General features: G+C 71.9%; 18 protein-coding genes. 14 read left to right on the top strand and 4 right to left on the bottom strand.

Annotation, left to right across the window (positions count from 1 at the left end; genetic code table 11):
- The first annotated feature begins 103 nt into the window (after nt 1-103).
- The 9 genes from BOQ63_RS14445 (at nt 104) to BOQ63_RS14405 (ending at nt 13,672) form a co-directional block, all read left to right on the top strand.
- The gene (locus tag BOQ63_RS14445) at nt 104-1,933 is read left to right on the top strand and encodes an APC family permease (RefSeq protein WP_030290616.1); all 1,830 of its coding nucleotides are present in this window, start codon (nt 104-106) and stop codon (nt 1,931-1,933) included.
- A 388-nt stretch (nt 1,934-2,321) separates the two neighbouring features.
- The gene (gene kdpF, locus BOQ63_RS14440; RefSeq protein WP_037831562.1) at nt 2,322-2,411 is read left to right on the top strand and encodes a K(+)-transporting ATPase subunit F; all 90 of its coding nucleotides are present in this window, start codon (nt 2,322-2,324) and stop codon (nt 2,409-2,411) included.
- A 1-nt stretch (nt 2,412) separates the two neighbouring features.
- A complete protein-coding gene (gene kdpA / locus BOQ63_RS14435) occupies nt 2,413-4,077 on the top strand; it encodes a potassium-transporting ATPase subunit KdpA (RefSeq protein WP_030290618.1) in 1,665 nt (554 codons plus the stop codon).
- Nucleotides 4,077-6,197, top strand: coding sequence for a potassium-transporting ATPase subunit KdpB (kdpB, locus tag BOQ63_RS14430; protein ID WP_150475905.1), 2,121 nt, complete (start codon nt 4,077-4,079; stop codon nt 6,195-6,197). The genes kdpA and kdpB overlap by 1 nt, the downstream gene beginning before the upstream one ends.
- A 17-nt stretch (nt 6,198-6,214) precedes the next feature.
- A complete protein-coding gene (gene kdpC / locus BOQ63_RS14425) occupies nt 6,215-6,844 on the top strand; it encodes a K(+)-transporting ATPase subunit C (protein WP_150475903.1) in 630 nt (209 codons plus the stop codon).
- Nucleotides 6,845-6,962: 118 nt separating this feature from the next.
- Nucleotides 6,963-9,530, top strand: coding sequence for an ATP-binding protein (locus BOQ63_RS14420; RefSeq protein ID WP_150475902.1), 2,568 nt, complete (start codon nt 6,963-6,965; stop codon nt 9,528-9,530).
- Nucleotides 9,527-10,201, top strand: a complete 675-nt coding sequence (locus BOQ63_RS14415) for a response regulator (RefSeq protein ID WP_030289994.1) — start codon at nt 9,527-9,529, stop codon at nt 10,199-10,201. The genes BOQ63_RS14420 and BOQ63_RS14415 overlap by 4 nt, the downstream gene beginning before the upstream one ends.
- A 302-nt stretch (nt 10,202-10,503) precedes the next feature.
- Entirely contained in the window at nt 10,504-11,955 is a 1,452-nt protein-coding gene (locus BOQ63_RS14410; RefSeq protein WP_072654390.1) for a GlnX family signal transduction membrane protein, read from the top strand.
- A gap of 163 nt (nt 11,956-12,118) precedes the next feature.
- Nucleotides 12,119-13,672: a Na+/H+ antiporter gene (locus BOQ63_RS14405; RefSeq protein ID WP_030289990.1), complete on the top strand. Its 1,554-nt coding sequence runs from the start codon at nt 12,119-12,121 to the stop codon at nt 13,670-13,672.
- Nucleotides 13,673-13,805: 133 nt separating this feature from the next.
- On the opposite strand, the gene BOQ63_RS14400 is transcribed toward BOQ63_RS14405, so the two are convergent.
- A complete protein-coding gene (locus BOQ63_RS14400) occupies nt 13,806-14,834 on the bottom strand; it encodes an aldo/keto reductase (protein WP_072654389.1) in 1,029 nt (342 codons plus the stop codon).
- A 106-nt stretch (nt 14,835-14,940) separates the two neighbouring features.
- Between BOQ63_RS14400 and BOQ63_RS14395 the strand changes: the two genes are divergently transcribed.
- A complete protein-coding gene (locus BOQ63_RS14395) occupies nt 14,941-15,876 on the top strand; it encodes an AraC family transcriptional regulator (protein ID WP_030551900.1) in 936 nt (311 codons plus the stop codon).
- Nucleotides 15,877-16,126: 250 nt separating this feature from the next.
- On the opposite strand, the gene BOQ63_RS14390 is transcribed toward BOQ63_RS14395, so the two are convergent.
- Both BOQ63_RS14390 and rpmG read right to left on the bottom strand, forming a co-directional pair.
- Nucleotides 16,127-16,390, bottom strand: a complete 264-nt coding sequence (locus BOQ63_RS14390; protein WP_030289987.1) for a type B 50S ribosomal protein L31 — start codon at nt 16,388-16,390, stop codon at nt 16,127-16,129.
- Nucleotides 16,391-16,419: 29 nt separating this feature from the next.
- Nucleotides 16,420-16,584 carry a 50S ribosomal protein L33 gene (rpmG, locus tag BOQ63_RS14385; RefSeq protein ID WP_030289986.1) on the bottom strand — a complete coding sequence of 55 codons (165 nt, stop codon included), beginning with the start codon at nt 16,582-16,584 and terminating at the stop codon, nt 16,420-16,422.
- 150 nt (nt 16,585-16,734) lie between these two features.
- Here rpmG and rpmB point away from each other — a divergent pair, with 150 nt between their 5' ends.
- The 4 genes from rpmB (at nt 16,735) to rpmF (ending at nt 18,795) form a co-directional block, all read left to right on the top strand.
- Nucleotides 16,735-16,971, top strand: coding sequence for a 50S ribosomal protein L28 (gene rpmB / locus BOQ63_RS14380; RefSeq protein WP_030289985.1), 237 nt, complete (start codon nt 16,735-16,737; stop codon nt 16,969-16,971).
- On the top strand, nt 16,971-17,276 hold the full coding sequence (gene rpsN, locus BOQ63_RS14375) for a 30S ribosomal protein S14 (protein ID WP_030551897.1): 306 nt from the start codon (nt 16,971-16,973) through the stop codon (nt 17,274-17,276). The genes rpmB and rpsN overlap by 1 nt, the downstream gene beginning before the upstream one ends.
- A 111-nt stretch (nt 17,277-17,387) precedes the next feature.
- Nucleotides 17,388-18,575, top strand: a complete 1,188-nt coding sequence (locus BOQ63_RS14370) for a CobW family GTP-binding protein (protein WP_072654388.1) — start codon at nt 17,388-17,390, stop codon at nt 18,573-18,575.
- A gap of 46 nt (nt 18,576-18,621) precedes the next feature.
- Entirely contained in the window at nt 18,622-18,795 is a 174-nt protein-coding gene (gene rpmF / locus BOQ63_RS14365) for a 50S ribosomal protein L32 (protein ID WP_030289981.1), read from the top strand.
- A 150-nt stretch (nt 18,796-18,945) separates the two neighbouring features.
- Here rpmF and BOQ63_RS14360 read toward each other — a convergent pair whose 3' ends face one another.
- Nucleotides 18,946-19,791: a sigma factor gene (locus BOQ63_RS14360; protein ID WP_030289980.1), complete on the bottom strand. Its 846-nt coding sequence runs from the start codon at nt 19,789-19,791 to the stop codon at nt 18,946-18,948.
- Nucleotides 19,792-19,831: the final 40 nt, after the last annotated feature.

The following is a 19,831-nucleotide window of genomic DNA, read 5'->3' as shown; positions in this document are numbered from 1 at the left end:
TCGCGTCAAGGTGCGCGCCGCCCGCATCAGGGGCGCGTAGCAAACGGAATACGAGGGACGGCAGCGCTCCACGATCGTGGCAAACACGATCGATGGAGAACGCATGTCCGACACCACTACCCCGGCCGTGACGGCCGAGCTCGAACCGCCGGATGCCGGGGCGGGCGACGAGCGGCACCGGCTCACCGTGATGGGTGGGCTGGCGGCGCTGTCGCTGGACGCGATGGCCTCGGTGGCCTACGGCCCGGAGTCGATCGTGCTGGTGCTGGCCGCCGCCGGCGCGTACGGGCTGGGCTTCACCCTGCCGGTCACGGTGGCGATCGCCGTGCTGCTGGCGGTGCTGGTGGCCTCCTACCGGCAGGTGATCGCGGCGTTCCCGGACGGCGGCGGCTCCTACGCGGTCGCCAAGGCACACCTGGGCCGCCGGACGGCGCTGACCGCCGCCGCCTCGCTGGTCATCGACTACGTCCTGAACGTGGCGGTGTCGGTGACCGCCGGCGTGGCCGCGCTGACCTCGGCCGTGCCGGGCCTGTACGACGACCGGGTCTGGCTCTGCCTGGGCGTGCTCGCGCTCGTCACCGCGGTGAACCTGCGCGGGATAGCCGAGTCGGCGCGCTGGTTCATGGTGCCGACGGCCGTGTTCGTGCTGTCGATCCTGGCGATCGTGGTGGTCGGTCTGTTCCGGGACGCCCCGGTGAGCACCGAGGCCGCCGCGGGTCACGCCTCGGTACTCGCCGGGAACGCCACCGCGGTCGGTGCGCTGCTGCTGCTGAAGGCCTTCGCGGCAGGGTGCTCGGCACTGACCGGGGTGGAGGCGGTGGCGAACGCCGTCCCGTCCTTCCGGACCCCGCGGGTGAAGCGGGCGCAGCACACCGAGGTCGCGCTTGGCGCCCTGCTCGGCGTGATGCTGACCGGGCTGGCCGTGCTGATCGGGCGCTTCCACCTCCAGCCGGTCGAGGGGGTGACCGTGCTGGCCCAGCTCGCCGATGCCTCGCTCGGCCACGGCGTCGGCTTCTTCGTCGTCCAGTTCTCCACCGTGGTGCTGCTCGGGCTGGCCGCCAACACCTCCTTCGGCGGCCTGCCGGTGCTGATGGACCTGCTGGCCCGGGACAACCACCTCCCGCACGTCTTCGCGCTGCGCGCCGACCGCCAGGTCCACCGGCACGGCGTGCTGTTCCTCGCCGTGGTCTCGGCCGGGCTGCTGGTCGGCTCCGGCGGCGACGTCAACAGCCTGGTGCCGCTGTTCTCGATCGGCGTGTTCGTCGGCTTCACGATCTGCCAGGTCGGGATGGTCCGGCACTGGTTCCGCGGCCGGCCGGACGGCTGGCGGTGGAAGGCCCTGCTGAACGGTTTCGGCGCACTGCTGACAGGCGTCGCCACCCTGGTCGTCACCGGCACCAAGTTCACCGAGGGCGCCTGGGGCATCGTGGTGGCCCTGCCGCTGCTGGTGGTGCTGTTCGAGGCGATCCACCGCAGCTACGCCCGGATCGGCGAGCGGCTGGAGCTGGGCCGGGTGCCAGGCGCGGTGACCCGCCGGCGCAGCCTGGTGCTGGTCCCGGTGACGGCGATCACCCGGCTCACCCGGGACGGCCTGTCGGCGGCGCTGTCGCTGGGCGACGAGGTGCTCGCGGTGACCGTGGTGCACGAGAGGGCCCAGGCGGAGGCGCTGCGCCGGGACTGGGAGCTGTGGCAGCCCGGCGTGCCGCTGGTGGAGATCCCGGACGACCACCGGCGCCTTGGCCGGCCGATCGCGGACTTCGTCAACGAGCTCGGCGCGGAGCACGCCTACGACCGGCTCACCGTGCTGATCCCCGAGGTGGAGCCCGCGCACTGGTGGGAGCGGCCCTTGCAGAACCGGCGCGGCGTGGTGATCGACCGCGCCCTGCGGCGGCACACCGATGCGGTGGTCTGCCGGCTGCGGATGCGGATGTAGCAGTGAGCTCAGCCGTCGGCCGACCGAAACGTTCAGGACAAGCCGCGGTCTCGGGTGCATGACGCGGACATCAACGCCGCGTCAAGGTTTCCGGACCACCCGTATGGACGGCATCAGGGAAGCCTGATGCGCTCTTCACGGCTGATTTGCTGCTCCCGCCGGTTTCAGCCGGTGCCGCGAGGCCGTCCTGTCCGCTCGTGAGCACATCCTCTAGCCAGTCTGGTGGAGCCCATGTCCGATCTCATCTACGTCGGTGTCACGGTCGCCGTGTTCGCCGTCATCGCCCTGATCGCGCGGGGGGTGGAGAAGCTGTGAGTGAGTGCAGCGAGCGAACCATCGAGAGGTGCGGGTTGCGCGAAGCGCCTGCCGAGCGCAGCGAGGTGGGCGCATGAGCGCCGAGAACATCGCAGGTCTCATCGTGGCCGTCGCACTCGTCGGCTACCTCATTCTCGCGCTGATCTACCCGGAGAAGTTCTGACATGAGCTCCACTCTCGCGGGCTGGCTGCAGGTCCTGGCCCTCGTGGCCGCGCTGGTCCTGTGCTACCGCCCTCTGGGCGACTACATCGCCCGCATCCTGACCACCTCCAAGCACCTCAGAGCCGAGCGCGGCATCTACAAGGTGATCGGTGTGGACGGTGACGCCGATCAGCGCTGGCCGGTGTACCTGCGCTCGGTGCTGGCCTTCTCGGCCGTCTCGGTGCTGTTCCTCTACGGCCTGATCCGTCTGCAGACCTTCCTGCTGCTGAACCTCGGTGTTCCGCAGATGGAGGGCCACCAGGCCTGGAACACCGCGATCTCGTTCGTCACCAACACCAACTGGCAGTCCTACGCGGGCGAGTCCGCGATGGGCCACCTGGTGCAGATGGCGGGCCTGGCGGTGCAGAACTTCGTCTCCGCGGCCGTCGGCATCGCCATCGTGGCGGCGCTGATCCGGGGATTCACCCGCAACAGGACGGACCGGCTCGGCAACTTCTGGGTCGACCTGGTCCGGATCAACCTGCGCCTGCTGCTGCCGATCTCGATCGTGTTCGCGCTGGTCCTGGCGGCCAACGGCGTGATCCAGAACTTCCACGGCTTCCACGAGGTGGCCGGCCTCGCCGGTGACGTCCAGAAGATCCCGGGCGGGCCGGTGGCCTCGCAGGAGGTCATCAAGGAGCTGGGCACCAACGGGGGCGGCTTCTTCAACGCCAACTCCTCGCACCCGTTCGAGAACCCGACCGGGTTCACGAACGGGCTGGAGATCTTCCTGATCCTGCTGATCCCGTTCGCCCTGCCGCGCACCTTCGGCCGGATGGTCGGCGACAACCGCCAGGGCTACGCGATCGCGGCTGTCATGGCGATCTTCTGGGTCGCGTCGACGGCGCTGCTCACGTTGGCCGAGTCGCAGCACTCCGGTGCCGCCCTGCAGGCCGCGGGTGCCGCGATGGAGGGCAAGGAGCAGCGGTTCGGCATCGCCGCGTCCACGCTGTTCGCCTCGTCGACGACGCTGACGTCGACCGGTGCGGTGAACTCCTTCCACGACTCGTTCACGCCGTTCGGCGGCGGCATCACAATGTTCAACATGATGCTGGGCGAGATCGCGCCCGGCGGTACGGGTTCGGGCCTGTACGGCATGCTGATCCTGGCGATCGTGGCGGTGTTCGTGGCCGGTCTGATGGTGGGGCGCACTCCGGAGTACCTGGGCAAGAAGCTCGGCGGCCGGGAGATGAAGTTCGCCTCGCTGTACATCCTGACGACGCCGGCGATCGTGCTGGTCGGCACGGGCATCGCGATGGCGCTGCCGGGCGAGCGGGCCGGGATGCTCAACTCCGGTGCGCACGGCTTCTCCGAGGTGCTGTACGCGTTCACCTCGGCGGCCAACAACAACGGCTCGGCGTTCGCCGGTATCACCGTGAACACCGACTGGTACGACACGGCGCTCGGTCTGTGCATGGTGCTCGGCCGCTTCCTGCCGATGGTCTTCGTCCTGGCGCTGGCGGGCTCGCTCGCCCAGCAGCAGCCGGTCCCGGCGACCCCGGGCACCCTGCCCACCCACAAGCCACTGTTCGTGGGCCTGCTGTCGGGCGTCGTCCTGATCGTCGTCGGTCTCACCTACTTCCCGGCCCTGGCTCTCGGGCCGATCGCGGAAGGTCTCTCCTCCTGATGTCCTCGTCAACGCTCACTCCCTCTCCCACGCCGGGTGACCAGGCCGAGGGCGCTTCCTCCCACAGAGTGTCGAGCGGTCTGCTCGACCCGAAGCTGCTGCTCTCCTCGCTGCCGGACGCGGTGAAGAAGCTCGACCCCCGGGTGATGGTCAAGAACCCGGTCATGTTCGTGGTCGAGGTCGGCTCGGTGGTCACCACCGTCTCCGCGATCGCGGACCCGTCGGTGTTCGCCTGGGCGATCACGGTGTGGCTCTGGCTGACCACCGTCTTCGCCAACCTGGCGGAGGCCGTCGCCGAGGGCCGCGGCAAGGCCCAGGCCGACACCCTGCGCAAGGCCAAGACCGAGAGCGTCGCCCGCCGGCTGACCAACTGGCCGGGCAGTGACGCCGAGGAGGAGGTCCCCGGCACCGCGCTCCAACTCGGCGACCACGTCGTGGTCGAGGCCGGGCAGATCATCCCCGGCGACGGCGACGTCGTCGAGGGCGTCGCCTCGGTGGACGAGTCGGCGATCACCGGCGAGTCCGCGCCGGTCATCCGCGAGTCCGGCGGTGACCGCAGTGCCGTCACCGGCGGCACCAAGGTGCTGTCCGACCGGATCGTGGTGAAGATCGCCTCGGAGCCCGGCAAGTCGTTCATCGACCGGATGATCGCCCTGGTCGAGGGTGCCGCCCGGCAGAAGACGCCGAACGAGATCGCGCTCAACATCCTGCTGGCGTCGCTGACCATCGTCTTCCTGGTCGCGGTGGTCACGCTCCAGCCGATGGCGACGTTCGCGGGTGCCCCGCAGTCGATGGTCGTGCTGGTCGCGCTGATCGTGGCGCTGATCCCGACCACGATCGGCGCGCTGCTGTCCGCGATCGGCATCGCGGGCATGGACCGGCTGGTGCAGCGCAACGTGCTGGCGATGTCGGGGCGCGCCGTCGAGGCCGCGGGCGACGTCAACACCCTGCTGCTCGACAAGACCGGCACCATCACCCTGGGCAACCGCCAGGCCGCCGAGTTCCTCTCGGTGAGCGGCGTCTCCACCGACGAGCTCGCCAGTGCCGCGCAGCTGTCCTCGCTCGCGGACGAGACCCCCGAGGGCCGCTCGATCGTGGTGCTCGCCAAGACCGGGTACGGCCTGCGGGCCCGCGCCCAGGGCGAGCTGACCCACGCGACCTGGGTGCCGTTCACCGCCCAGACCCGGATGTCGGGTGTGGACCTGGACGAGGCAGACGGCGTGCACCAGGTCCGCAAGGGCGCGGCGGCTGCCGTGTCCAACTGGGTCACCGCCAACGGTGGTTCGGTGACCGACGAGGTGTCGACGCTGGTCGACGGCATCTCGGCGGCGGGTGGCACGCCCCTGGTCGTCGCGACGAAGGTCGGCGAGGCTCCCGCCAGGGTCCTCGGGGTGATCCACCTCAAGGACGTGGTCAAGGAGGGCATGCGGGAGCGCTTCGACGAGCTGCGCCGGATGGGCATCAAGACCGTCATGATCACGGGCGACAACCCGCTGACGGCCAAGGCGATCGCGGAGGAGGCCGGCGTGGACGACTTCCTCGCCGAGGCCACGCCCGAGGACAAGATGGCCCTCATCAAGAAGGAGCAGGAGGGCGGCAAGCTGGTCGCGATGACCGGCGACGGCACCAACGACGCCCCCGCGCTCGCCCAGGCCGACGTCGGCGTCGCGATGAACACCGGCACCATGGCGGCCAAGGAGGCCGGCAACATGGTCGACCTCGACTCCAACCCGACCAAGCTGATCGAGATCGTCGAGATCGGCAAGCAGCTGCTCATCACCCGCGGCGCGCTGACCACCTTCTCGATCTCGAACGACGTGGCCAAGTACTTCGCGATCATCCCCGCGATGTTCGCCGGGGTCTACCCGGGCCTGAAGCACCTGAACATCATGGGCCTGCACAGCCCCCAGTCCGCGATCACCTCGGCGATCATCTTCAACGCCCTGGTCATCATCGGCCTCATCCCGCTCGCCCTGCGCGGCGTGAAGTACCGCCCGTCCGACGCCAGTTCCCTGCTGGCCCGGAACATCGGGATCTACGGCGTCGGCGGTCTGATCGTGCCGTTCGTCGGCATCAAGCTGATCGACCTGATCGTCCAGTTCATCCCCGGCCTCAGCTGAGAAAGGAGCCCACCGCGATGTCCAAGCCCCTGCCCGCCGTCGTGCGGACCCACTTCACCGCGCTGCGCGTGCTCCTGGTGCTCACGGTGATCCTCGGGATCGCCTACCCGTTGCTGGTCACCGGGATCTCCCAGGTCGCGTTCAGCGGCAAGGCCAACGGCTCGATCGTGAAGTCCGACGGCAAGGAGGTCGGTTCCAGCCTGCTCGGCCAGAACTACAACCTGCCGAAGAAGAACCCTGACGACCCGAAGGAGGACCCGGTGCCGGACCCGAAGTGGTTCCAGCCCCGGCCCTCCGCCAACAACTACGCCGGTGACAACTCCGGCGCCTCCAACCTGGGCCCGAACAGCGAGGACCTGCTCAAGGCCGTCAACGACCGCCGCGCCGCCGTCGCCGCCTTCGACGGCGTCGACCCGGCGAGCGTCCCGGCCGACGCGCTGACCGCCTCCGGCTCCGGCCTCGACCCGCACATCTCGGTGGCCTACGCCAAGGAGCAGGTCAACCGGGTCGCCAAGGAGCGCAAGCTGCCGGTCGAGACGGTCGCCAAGCTCGTCGGCAACTACACCGAAGGCCGCTCGCTCGGCTTCCTCGGCGACGAGGGCGTCAACGTCGTCCTGCTCAACAAGGCGCTGGGCGAGTCGAAGTGACGTTACGCCACCTCATCGCATGACCTGGCCGGCCCGGGTGTGGGAGCGCGTCTCCCGTGCCCGGGCCGGCTGACCCGTGTCCGCAGACGTGCACATCCCGAAGGAATGAGCAGTGCCCATGGCCCGCGACTTCACACCCGGCTCCGGCGTCCGCACCGGTCGGCTGAGGGTGTACCTCGGTTCCGCCCCGGGGGTCGGCAAGACCTACCGGATGCTGGACGAGGCGCGGCGTAGACAGGAACGCGGGGCCGACGTCGTGGTCGGGTACATCGAGACCCACGGGCGCCAGCACACCCGGCGGATGTTGGAGGGTCTGGAGGTCCTGCCGCGGGTTCACCGCTCCTACCGCGGGGCCGAGTTCGAGGAGATGGACCTCGACGCGGTGCTCGCCCGCCGCCCGTCCGTCGTCCTGGTCGACGAGCTGGCGCACACCAACATCCCCGGCGGCCGGCACGCCAAGCGCTGGCAGGACGTCAGGGAACTGCTCGCCGCCGGGATCGACGTCATCACCACCGTCAACATCCAGCACCTGGAATCGCTGAACGACGTCGTCCGGAAGATCACCGGCATCCCGCAGCGCGAGACCGTCCCGGACGAGGTGGTCCGCCGGGCCGACCAGATCGAACTCGTCGACATGGCCCCGCAGGCGCTGCGCCGGCGGATGGCCCACGGCAACGTCTACAAGGCCGAGAAGGTGGACGCCGCGCTCTCCAACTACTTCCGGGTCGGCAACCTGACCGCCCTGCGCGAACTCGCCCTGCTCTGGGTGGCCGGCCGGGTGGACGAGGGACTGCGCGACTACCGGGCCGACCACCGCATCGACCGTGTCTGGGAAACCCGTGAACGGGTGGTGGTCGCCCTCACCGGCGGCCCCGAGGGCGAGACGATCATCCGCCGCGCCGCCCGGATCGCCGACCGCACCGCCGGCGGTGACCTGCTGGCCGTCCACGTCTCCCGCAGCGACGGCCTGGCCGGTGCCTCCTCCGGCGCGCTCGCCCAGCAGCGGCAGCTGGTGGAGGCCCTCGGCGGCAGCTACCACGTGGTGGTCGGCGACGACGTCCCCACCGCGCTGCTCGCCTTCGCCCGCGCCCACGACGCCACCCAGCTGGTGCTGGGCACCAGCCGCCGAGGCCGGATCAGCCGCTTCCTCACCGGCCCCGGCACCGGGCAGACCACCGTGGACGCCTCCGAGGACATCGACGTCCACATGGTCACCCACGAGTTCACCGGTCGCGGCAAGCTGCCCTCGCTCGGCCGCCGCCACTCCAAGCGCCGCACCATCGCCGGATTCGCCTCGGGCCTGATCGTTCCCGCGCTGCTCACGGCCGTGCTCTCGCAGTTCCACGCCCGGCTGAACCTGACCACGGACGCGCTGATCTTCCAACTCGGTGTGGTAGCAGTGGCGTTGCTCGGCGGGGCCGTCTCCGCGGTGGTGGCGGCTGTCATCGCCTCGGTGCTGCTCAACTACTTCTTCATCCCGCCCGTCCACACCCTGACCATCGACGAGACCAACAACATCGTCGCCCTGCTGGTGTTCGCCACGGTCGCCCTGACCGTCTCCACGGTGGTCGATCACGCGGGCAAGCTCACCTCCCGCGCTGCCCGCGCCACCGCCGAGGCCGAAACGCTCTCGACCCTGGCCGGCAGCGTGCTGCGCGGCGCCGACGCCCTACCCGCCCTGCTGGAGAAGTCCAGGACGGCCTTCGGCATGGACTCCGTCGCCCTGCTCGACAGCCTCACCGGCGAGACGGTCGCCCGCAGTGACGGCAGTGGCGACAGCCCTGCGGGCGAGGTGACCGAGGTCGCGGTCGGTGAGCGGTCCGTCCTGCTCCTCACCGGCCGCCGGCTGCCCGCCGCCGACCAGCGGGTGCTCACCGCCTTCGCCGCCCACGTCGCCGCCGCGCTGGAACGCGACCGGCTGGCCGTGGTCGCCGCCGAGGTCGAGCCGATCAAGGCCGCCGACCGGATGCGCACCGCCCTGCTCGCCGCCGTCAGCCACGACCTGCGCACCCCGCTCGCCGCCGCCCGCGCCTCGGTCGGCTCGCTGCGCAGCCCCGACGTCGAGTTCTCGCCCGAGGACCAGGCCGAACTCCTCGCCACCGCCGACGAGTCACTGGTCAAACTCACCCGGCTGGTCGACAACCTGCTCGACATGAGCCGCCTCCAGGCCGGCGCGCTCACCCTGCACCTGGCGCCGACCTCACTCGAGGAGATGCTGGTACGAGCCATGGACTCCTTGTCCGATCCGCAGGCCCCGATCCAGCCGCTGGACCTCGACACAGCGCCGGCGGTGCTCGCCGACCCGCCGCTGCTGGAACGCGTCCTCGCCAACGTGATCACCAACGCGCTGCGCCACAACGCCCCCGGCGCGCCCGTCCTGGTCACCGCCAGCCACCACGCCGACCTGGTCGAGGTCCGGGTGATCGACCGCGGCCCCGGCATCGCCCCCGAGGACCGCGACCGGGTCTTCCTGCCCTTCCAGCGCCTCGGCGACACCGACAACACCACCGGCGTCGGCCTCGGCCTCGCCCTCTCCCGCGGCCTCGCCGAGGCCATGGGCGGCAGCCTGGAGGTCGAGGACACCCCCGGGGGCGGCACCACCATGCTGCTCACCCTGCCGGCCGTGTCGGAGCCGCGGATGGTGGAGCCGGGCACCGCCCGACCGGAGAGGAGCGCGGTCCAGTGAGCCACATCCTCGTGGTGGACGACGAGCCGGCGCTGCTGCGCACCCTACGGATCAACCTGCAGGCCAGGCACTACTCGGTGCTCACCGCGGCCACCGGCCAGGAAGCCCTGGACTCGGCGGGCCAGGCGCCGCCCGACGCCATCCTGCTCGACCTCGGCCTGCCGGACCTCGACGGGGTGAACGTGATCGTGGGCATCCGCTCCACGTTGAGCGTGCCGATCATCGTGCTGACCGGGCGGGACGGCATCGAGGACAAGCTCCGCGCGTTCGACGCGGGGGCGGACGACTACGTGACCAAGCCGTTCATCGTGGACGAGCTCATGGCCCGACTGCGCGCGGTTCTGCGGCGGCCCGCCGCACCCGCGCTCCAGTCGGCCGCGCGGATCGGGCCGAACGCCGTCGACCTCGACGCGGGCACCGTCACCGGCCCGGACGGCCCGGTCCGCCTGACCCCGACCGAGTGGCGCATCCTCGCCCTGCTGCTGGCCAATCCCGGCCGGCTGGTGCCCGGGCGGCAGATCCTGACCGAGGTCTGGGGGCCGGAGGCGGAGAGCCGCGGCAACTACCTGCGGGTCTACTTCTCCGGCCTGCGGCGCAAGCTCGAACCCGACCCGGCCCGGCCGCGCCACCTGATCACCGAGCCCGGGATCGGTTACCGGTACGAGCCCTGACCTTCGGCGCCAATGCTGCGTCAAGACGGTCGTCGAAGGCGTCAAGGACGCATCAGGAACGACGGACGGACGTTCGACAGAACCTAGGTTGAGCTGCGAGGAAACGGTTCGCCGTCCGGGCGTGGGGCCTGACGGCGAACCGTTTGCCGAACCCCGGCCCCCGGCGGGTTCCTCCGGGGAAGGTTCGGCGGCCAGTGAAAAACAGGGGGAGGGGGCGCGCGGCGATGCCAACGGGAACGTCGAGCGGTACGGCTGTCGAGGGGAACAGAGTCGCGTCGGAGACGGCGCGACCGGAGGCAGCCGTGCCACTGCCCGAGCCGCGCGCCCCCCGTCACCGGTCCGGCCACTCCTGGCGCAGCCGGACGTGGTGGAACACCCCGCGCCTGGTGCGCGGACTCACCGGGCTCTGCCTGGTGGCCCTGCTCGCCACCGGCACGGCGACCGGCACCGTCCTGGGCGGCGCCCGCGACGGCACGGACGTCATCGGCCACCAGGCCGCCCCGCAGGTGGTGCGCTCGGCCGACCTCTACTTCGCGCTCAACGACATGGACGCCCAGGCGGCCAACCTGCTGCTGTTCGGGGCCGACCCGGACTACACGGCGCCGCGCAAGGAGACCCTGGACACCTACGAGCAGCGCCGCACCCAGGCCGACAACGACCTGCAGCGCGTCACCGAGGCGGTGGCCGGTGATACGGCCGGGCAGCGGGCCGTGCAGACCGTCATCGGCGAACTCGGCCAGTACGAGGCGCTGGTGGCCCGCGCCCAGCTGCTGGAGGAGCAGGCCCACGCCCCGGCCGGCCGCCCCTCGGCGGACGCCCTCGCCGCCTATCACCAGGCCACCGACCTGCTGCGCCAGCGCCTGCTGCCGGCCGTCGACGACGTGACCAGGGCCAACGCGGCCGTCGTGGATCGCAACTACACCGACCAGCGCGACGCCCTGTCCGGCGGCTGGTGGACGATCCTGGTCACCGGGCTGCTGGCCCTGGCCGGCCTCGGGCTGCTGCAGCGGGTGCTCGCGGTGCGCTTCCGGCGCCTGGTGAACGTGCCGCTGGCCGCCACCACCCTGCTCGCTCTCGCCGGGCTGATCACCGCACTGACGCTGACCTCCCGGGCGGACCACCAGCTGGTGGTCGCCAAGAGCAACTCCTTCGACTCGGTGGTCGCCCTCAGCCGGGCACGCGCGGTCGCGTACGACCTGAACGCGGACGAGAGCCGCTACCTGACCGACCCCGCCCGGGCGGCCGCCTACGAGCAGAGCTTCCTCGACAAGACCCAGTCCTTCGCACGGGTCGAGGGCGCCGCGCTCGCCACGTACGACGACAAGCTCGCCGCCCTGGCCGACAAGCACCGGGCCGACCACGGCCAGGTGGGCTTCGGCGGGTACCTCGGCGACGAACTGCGCAACATCACCTTCCCCGGCGAACAGGACGCGGCGGAGCGGGTGCTGACCGCCTTCCAGCAGTACCAGCGGGACGACCGGAAGATCCGCGAGCTGAACGCCCAGGGCAAGCTCAAGGAGGCGGTCACCTTCGACACCGGCACCACCCCGGGCCAGTCGAACGCCGACTTCGACGTGCTCAGCGCCGCCCTCGACGACAACCAGGCCATCAATCAGCGCGCCTTCGACGGAGCGGTCGCCGCCACCGACGACGACCTCGGCGCCACCACGGCCGGCCTGGGCGCGGCGGCCCTGGGGGCGGCGCTCGCCCTGACCGCGCTGGGAGTGCGGCCGCGCCTGCGCGAGTTCGCCTGATCGGGGAAGCCGGCCGCCGCGCGCCCGTGAATCTGCCCTGCCGCTCCCCGCTAATGCTCCGATAAGATGACCGCAGGTGTGCCGGGAAGCCTGGTCGGCGCGGGGGATGACTGCGGCGATCGGCGGCGGTGACCCCGGTTCTTGCGATGGGGTCCTTCCACCGATGCACGTTGTGGCGATCGTTCTCGTTCTGGTGGTTCTGGCCACGGCCGTGGCCACCTTCGCCCAGCGCCTGCGTGTGCCCGCGCCGTCGCTGCTGGTGCTGGCGGGCATCGGGGTGGCGCTGATACCCGGCGTCCCCGCGCTGCACGTACCGCCCCAGGTGATCGGCATGGTGGTCCTGCCGCCGCTGCTGTACGCCTCCGCCGAGGAACTGTCCCTGCGCGACCTGCGTACGGTGTGGCGGCCGGTGACGATCCTCTCCTTCGGTCTGGTCTTCGCCTCCGCTGCCGCCGTCGGCTTCGTGGCCGTGGCCGTTGCCGGGCTTCCGCCCGCGATGGCCTTCGTGCTGGGTGCCGTGCTCTCCAGCACCGATCCGGTGGCCGTCACCGCGCTCGGTCGTCGGCTGGCGCTGCCGGGGCGGGTCCAGGTCCTGGTGCAGGCGGAGAGCCTGTTCAACGACGCCACCTCGCTCGTGCTGTTCAAGGTGGCCATCGGGATCGCGGTGGCCGTCGGCGCCTCGGTGAGCCTGCCGGCGGCGGGTGGGGAGTTCCTGCTGCTCGGCGGGGGCGGCAGCGTGGTCGGCGCCGCCGTCGCGGGTCTGGTCTGGCTGGTGCGACGCCGCACCACCGACCCGGTGCTGGAGACGGTGATCGCCCTCGTCACGCCGTACGCGGCGTACGTGCTCGCGGAGTCCGCGCACACCTCGGGCGTCACCTCCGTCGTGGTCGCGGGCGTGTTGCTCGGGCGTTCCGGCCACCGGCTCACCGACGCGCACATCCGGCTGCAGCTGCACGCCGTGTACGCGGTGGTGGTGTTCCTGCTGGAGAGCGTCGTGTTCAGCATCGTCGGTCTGGAACTGCCCACCCTGGTGCGGGACCTGCCCTCCGGAACCGGCTGGTGGCCGCTGCAGGCACTTGCGCTCGCTGCTGTGCTGATCGCCGTCCGGGTGCTCTCCACACTGCCGCTGACCCGGGCGGTCAAGCCCAGCCAGGGAGGCGGCCGACTGTCCTGGCGGGTCGCCGGGGTGGTCACCTGGGCCGGAACCCGGGGCGTCATGCCGCTCGCCGCCGCGCTCTCCATCCCGCTGCTCGCCGACGACGGCACCAAGCTCGCCGGACGGCCGCTGGTCCTGGTGCTCACCACCGCCGTCGTCGTGTTCACCCTCGTCGTCCAGGGCCTCACCCTCGCCGCCGTCGTCAACCGCTCCGGGCTCGCCCTCGAACCCGAGCACACCGCCCGCGAGGAGGAGGACGCCCACGACGCCCTCAACCGTGCCGCCCTCGACCACGTCGAGCACCTCGCCGAACTGGAGGCCGTACCGGACACCGCCATCGACCGGGTCCGCCGTGGCCTCACCGCCCGCCTCGACCGCACCGCCGAGACCGCCGACGGCACCACCGCCGACGCCGCCTACCGCCAGCTGCGCCACGAGGTCATCGCCGTCCAGAGCACCGAGCTGCACCGCCTCTACGAGGAGCACCGCATCAGCGACACCACCCGCCGACGCCTCCAGCACGACCTCGACCGGCAGGAAGCAGCCCTCGGCGCTCCGTGACGCGGCCACAGGGCGGCGGCCTTGCGCCGGCGCGGCAGGAACGCCCACCGCTCGGACGTCACGGTGATTTCCGCTGCTCCTCACACCGGCCGGGGCGCCACAGGCACAGGCCGGGCTCCGGCCGGAGCCGACGTCATGCCGCCGCGCGCTCGCCGCTCGGTCGGCGGCGCAGTTCGGGGCGCTGGAGGGCCGGCGGCTGGTAGGCCATGTCGAGCGTGCCGGTGTCGGTGCCGGGCGGCACGATCGCGTCGATCCGGTCCAGCACGTCGTCGGTGAGGGCGACGTCGACGCCCGCGAGCAGGTCCTCCAGGTGTTCCATGGTCCGCGGTCCGAGGAGGGCGGACGTCACGCCCGGGTGAGCGAGCACGAAGCCCATCGCGAGGTGCGTGAGCGGCAGGCCGGCCTCCTCGGCCAGCGGGATGAGCTGCTCGACCACGTCGAGCCGGCGGTCGTCCGCGAGGTGCCGGAAGCCGTACCTGGACCGGTGCGTCGCGGCCGCCCGGCCCTTGCGGTACCGCCCCGTCAGCAGGCCGCCGCCGAGGGGCGACCAGACCAGGGTGCCCATGCCGAACTCCTGCGCCACCGGGAGTACTTCGCACTCGATGCCCCGGTTCAGGATCGAGTAGACCGGCTGCTCGGTGCGCGGCCGGGCCAGCCCGCGCCGCTCGGCGACCCAGTGCGCCCGGACGATGTCGGAGGCCGGCAGGGCCGACGTGCCGAAGGTGCGGATCTTGCCGGCCCGCTGCAGATCGGTGAGGGCCGCGAGGGTCTCCTCGATGTCCGTGTCGGGGTCCGGGCGGTGGATCTGGTAGACGTCCACGTAGTCGGTGTCGAGGCGGCGCAGCGAGTCCTCCAGCGCGCGCACCAGCCAGCGCCGGGACGCGCCCTGGTGGTTCGGCTCGTCGCTCATCGGGCTCCGGGCCTTGGTCGCGAGCACGACGTTGGCCCGCCGTCCCTTCAGCGCCCGGCCGACGATCTCCTCCGACTCGCCGTGAGCGTACCTGTCGGCGGTGTCGACGAGATTGATGCCGGCGTCGAGCGCCCGGTGGATGATGCGGACGCAGTCGTCGTGGTCGGGGTTGCCGAGGGCGCCGAACATCATCGCGCCGAGGGCGTAGGGGCTGACCTTGATTCCGGTCCGGCCGAGGCTGCGGTAGCGCACAGTGTCTCCTTCAGGTCTTCCTGCTGGGTCGCTGACACCAGCCTGTCTGTCGGTCGCCGGACTTTGAATCCTTGTGAATCCCGATTTCTTGCGCGAGAGTACGGACATGGATCCCGACCGACTCTCCGAGGCGCTCGACCTGGTCGAGGTGCGCAGCGTGCTGACCGGCGGGATCGCGGCCCGCGGCGGTTGGTGGGGCCGCGGTCCGCTGACCGATCCGGTCAAGTTCTTCGCGGTGGTGAGCGGGCGCACCCGGCTCACCACCGACGGCGTCGTCGAACCGATCGACCTCGTGGCGGGTGACGTGGCGATCCTCACCGGGCGCTCGTGGGTGGCCTTCGAGGCCGGCGCGGCGCCGCGCCGCGAGGTCCGACCGGAGTCGGACTTCGCCACCGCCCGCTTCGCGGGCTCGGACCCTGCCGTCGACGACGTCGTGATCGGCGGGTGCGTCAGCGTGAACGAGGCCGGGCGGACACTACTGCTGGAGTCGCTTCCGCCGGTGGCCCACATCCGGTCCTCCGCCGCGGACGGGGACCGGCTGCTCGCCGCCCTGCTGCGGCTCTTCGACGAGGCGACCGGCGACCGGCTCGGCTCGGCCTTCGCGATCCGGCAGTACGGCCAACTGCTCCTGCTGGAGGTGCTGCGCTGCTACGTCGACCAGACCCTCCTGCCCTCCGGCTGGCTGCGCCTGCTCGTCGACGAGCGCCTGCGCCCCGCCGTCGACCTGCTCCACGGCCGCCCCGAACGCGCCTGGGGGCTGGAGGAGTTGGCGCGCGCCGCCGCGATGTCCCGGACCACATTCGCGGAGCGGTTCCGCGAGGCCGCCGGTGTACCGCCGCTCACCTACCTGGGCCGGTGGCGCATGCTGCTGGCCCAGCGCGCGCTGCGGAACGGCGACGCCCGCGTCGCAGCGCTCGCCGCCGAGCTGGGCTACGGCTCGGAGAGCGCGTTCAGCACGGCCTTCAAGCGCGTTGTCGGGGAGTCGCCGCAGCGCTACCGGGCGCGCGTGCGCCAGAAGGCCGTTCCGATCGCGGGCCGGTGACGGAGATCGGCCCTGGGCGGAGCCGGCGCGCCTCGGGTACCTGTCCGGGCTCATCCGTAGCGGGTCATGGAGCCGATGTCTCCACGGCACTCCCGACATGCGCGCCGGCCCATGCCCCAGTCGCCCCGTGGCGGGCCGACGCCGCCCACATCGAGCACCTGCGGCTGCGATCCCGCCCCGGTACGCGCGAACGCCGGTGTGCCCCCTCGGATCCGAGAGGGCACACCGGCATTCGTACGTGGTCCCGGTCTCAGCCCTTGCGGCGGGCGGCCGCGGCGCCGTAGCGGCGCTCGAAGCGCTCGACGCGGCCCGCGGTGTCGAGCACGCGGGACTGGCCGGTGTAGAAGGGGTGGCTGGCGGAGGAGATCTCCACGTCGATCACGGGGTAGGTGTTGCCGTCCTCCCACTCGATGGTGCGGTCACTGGGGACGGTGGACCGGGTGAGGAAGGTCAGCCCGCCGACGCGGTCACGGAAGACGACGGGGCGGTAGGCGGGGTGGATGCCGGGCTTCATCACGTTCTCCTTGGCTGGGCGGGGTGGGGTCAGCGTTCCTCGCGGAACTCGGTGTGGCGACCGAGCACGGGGTCGTACTTGCGCAGGACGAGCCGGTCCGGGTCGTTGCGCCGGTTCTTGCGGGTCACGTACGTGTAGCCGGTACCGGCGGTGGAGCGGAGTTTGATGATCGGGCGCAGGTCGTTGCGGGCCACGGTGTCCTCCTGGGGCGGATCGGTGACGGTTGAGCCACCTTATAGCGAAATGGTTTTCGTTTCCATTAGGCGTGTAGTGTGGCAACGTCACCTGCGGCCACGGCATTCCCGGGCCGAGGCCGCGACCAGTCCTGCTCTTTCGGAGGCGCGATGTCCGCCCACTGCCAGCTCACCGGCCGGAGGCCGGGATTCGGCAACACCATCTCCCACTCGCACCGTCGCACCAGCCGCCGGTTCGATCCCAACATCCAGCGCAAGCGCTACTGGCTGCCCAGCGAGGGCCGGTACGTCCGCCTCACCCTCAGTGCCAAGGGCATCAAGACCGTCGACACGATCGGCATCGAGGCGGCCGTCACCCGCATCCGCGCCCGCGGGGAGAAGGTCTGATGGCCAAGCAGAGCAAGATCGCCAAGAATGAGCAGCGCCGCGTCGTCGTCGCCCGGCATGCCGAGCGGCGGCCGGAGCTGAAGCGGACCATCACCTCCCCGGCCGGCAGCCCCGCCGAGCGGGCGGCTGCTCAGGCCGAGTTGCAGCGCCAGCCCCGCGACGCCAGCGCCACCCGGGTCCGCAACCGCGACAGCGTGGACGGACGCCCACGCGGCTACCTCCGTGCCTTCGGCCTCTCCCGGATCAACCTGCGCACCCTGGCGCATGCCGGCCAGCTGCCCGGAGTGCGCAGGTCGAGCTGGTAGCCCGGCCCGCCGACGGTCGCGCCGCGGGCTGCTCCCGGACCGCCGCCGCCCGGGGCGCGACCCCTCCTCCCACCGCACGGCCGGAAGCCGCAACGCCGAAAGGAATACGCCATGCCTGACGACACCCGCCTTCCCGTGGTGGTCGTCGCCGGCCTCGACGAGGCCGAACGCCGCCAGGCGGTCCTGGAACTGCTGAGCAGCGGCGGGAACACCATCGTGCTGCACCACGACCTCACCGACGCCGTCCACGGCCGGGTGCGGCGGGACATCCTGGACGCCGCCGGCACCCGCCGCGAGGCGGAGGTCCCGCTGACCGATGACTGCCCCTGCTGCGCGCTCCGCGAGGACCTGCTCCCCGAACTGCTGCGGACAGCCGACGCCGGCCGGTACCGCCTGGCGGTGGTCGAGCTGTGGGGCGGCAGCGACCCGCACCCGGCGGTCGAGGTGATCGCCGAGGGCGAGGTGGACGGCCGCTGCCTGTCCGAGGCGGTGGTGGTGGCCGGGGTGGTCGCCGCCGTCGATCCGTTGCGCCTCGTTCCCCAGTTGTCAGTGCCCGACACACTCCGTGAGCACGCGGCCGACACCTGTGCCGACGACACCCGGACCCGTGCGGAGGCGCTCACGCGGCAGATCGAGTACGCCACCGTCCACGCGGTCCCCGAGGCGGGTGACGCCGCCGGTTCGTCCGGGCTCCATGCCGGTCTGGCCATGCTGCGCCAGCTGCACCCCGCCGCCCGTACGGTCGCACTCGGCACGGGCACGCTCGCCCCCGCGGCGCTGGCCGGGTTCGACGTGCCCGCCGCCCGGGACCGGGTCAACCCGGCGCTCGCACTGCTCCCGTACCCGCAGGACGAGGCGGGCGTCGCGACCCTGGTGTGGGAGCGCCGGCGCCCGCTGCACCCGGCTCGGTTCCACGAGGCGCTCGACCTGCTCGTCCCGGCCGCCCAGCGCAGCCGAGGGCGGTTCTGGCTCGCCAACCGGCCTGATCTGCTGCTGGGGTGGGACGCGGCGGGGGCGAGCCTCGTGGTCGAGGAGTGCGGCCCGTGGCTGGCCTCGCTGCCGGATGCCTGCTGGGAGCTGTACCCGCCGCAGCGGCGGGCGGCGGCCGCCCTGGACTGGGACCCGGTTTACGGCGACCGGGTGCAGCAACTCTGCTTCACCGCCGAGGGCCTGGACGCCGACGGGATCGTCGAGCTGCTCGACTCGTGCCTGCTCACCGACGAGGAACTCGCCTCCGGAGAGGAGGGCTGGAAGCACCTGCCGGACGCCTTCGACGACATGCTCGACCCGGTGGCCTGAGCACCGGCAGCCCGTTCAACACCAACTTCCGAAAGGGGAATCACCCATGGCCGTACCCAAGCGCAAGACGTCCCGCAGCAACACCCGGCACCGCCGGGCCCAGTGGAAGGCCACCGCCCCGGACCTGGTCCCGATCGAGACCGACGGCCGTCGCCACCTCGTCCCCAAGCACCTGGTCCGCGCCTACCAGCGCGGCCTGCTGACACCCGAGCAGATCTGACACGGGTCAATGACATCGCCAGTGTCGCAATACGCCCGGTGCCCGGTCCCCTCGACACCCGAGGGGGTCGGGCCGCCGTGTTCCCGTGCCCTGACGCGCCCGGACCGTTCCGGCTGTCCGAGGGCCCGGTCCAGCCTTCCGCGGGCGGCCTCAGGGGCCGAGGGCGTCGGCGTCGAGCGCCGCCAGCCGTTCCGGGGCCAGCAGCAGGTGGACCCGGCTGATCCGGCCCCCCCGGACCGCGAAGCCGAGCACCGCCGCAGGCACGCCGTCCCGGGTGACCAGGGCGCCGGGGGAGCCGTCGACCAGCACCGGGGTGAATGCCGGTCCGCCGCCCTGGCAGAGCGCCACGGTGTGTTCCGCCACCTCGTGGGCGCCGCGGAGCGGGTGCCAGCCGTCCGCGCGCAGTTCGGCCTCCGGTTCCAGGACGGCCGCCAGTGCCGCCGGGTCGCCGTCCAGCACCGCCGCACAGAACGCGTCGACCAGCCTGCGGCGGGCGGCCGGCCTGTCGTCACCGTCCGCCTCGCGCGCCGCCCGCACCCGGCGGCGGGCCTGCTCGGCGAGCTTGCGGGTGTCCGCCGTGGTCCGCTCCAGAACGGTCGCGACCTGGTCGACGTGCAGGCGCACCAGGTCGTGCAGCACGAAGGCGACCCGCTCGGCCGGGGCCAGCCCGTCCAGCGCGACGAACAGGGTGAGACCGACCGGGGCGGCCTGCGACTCCCCGCCGGACCGTTCGGGCTCGACGACCACGTCCGGCAGGCGCAGCCGCGGTCGTCCCGTCCGCGCGTCCAGCAGGCCCAGGCACACCCGGCCGGTCACCACCGCCAGCCACGCGGACAGGTCCGCCACCTCCTCCGGATTGATCCGGCCGAGCCTGACCCAGGCCTCCCGCACGGCCTCCTCGGCCTCGTCGAACGACCCCAGCAGCGGGTAGGCGAGAGCACGCATCCGCGGCCGAAGGTGCTCGAACTGGCCTGCCTGCCGCTCATGGTCGGGCACGGTCACACTCCTCGGTCCCGGGGGCGCGTCGTCGTGGGTG

It is taken from the genome of Streptomyces viridifaciens, from assembly GCF_001888885.2.
In the GTDB taxonomy this organism is placed as follows: Bacteria; Actinomycetota; Actinomycetes; order Streptomycetales; family Streptomycetaceae; genus Kitasatospora; species Kitasatospora aureofaciens.
Note: the sequence above shows the minus strand (reverse complement) of the source record. Positions and strands in the feature narration are given on the sequence as shown.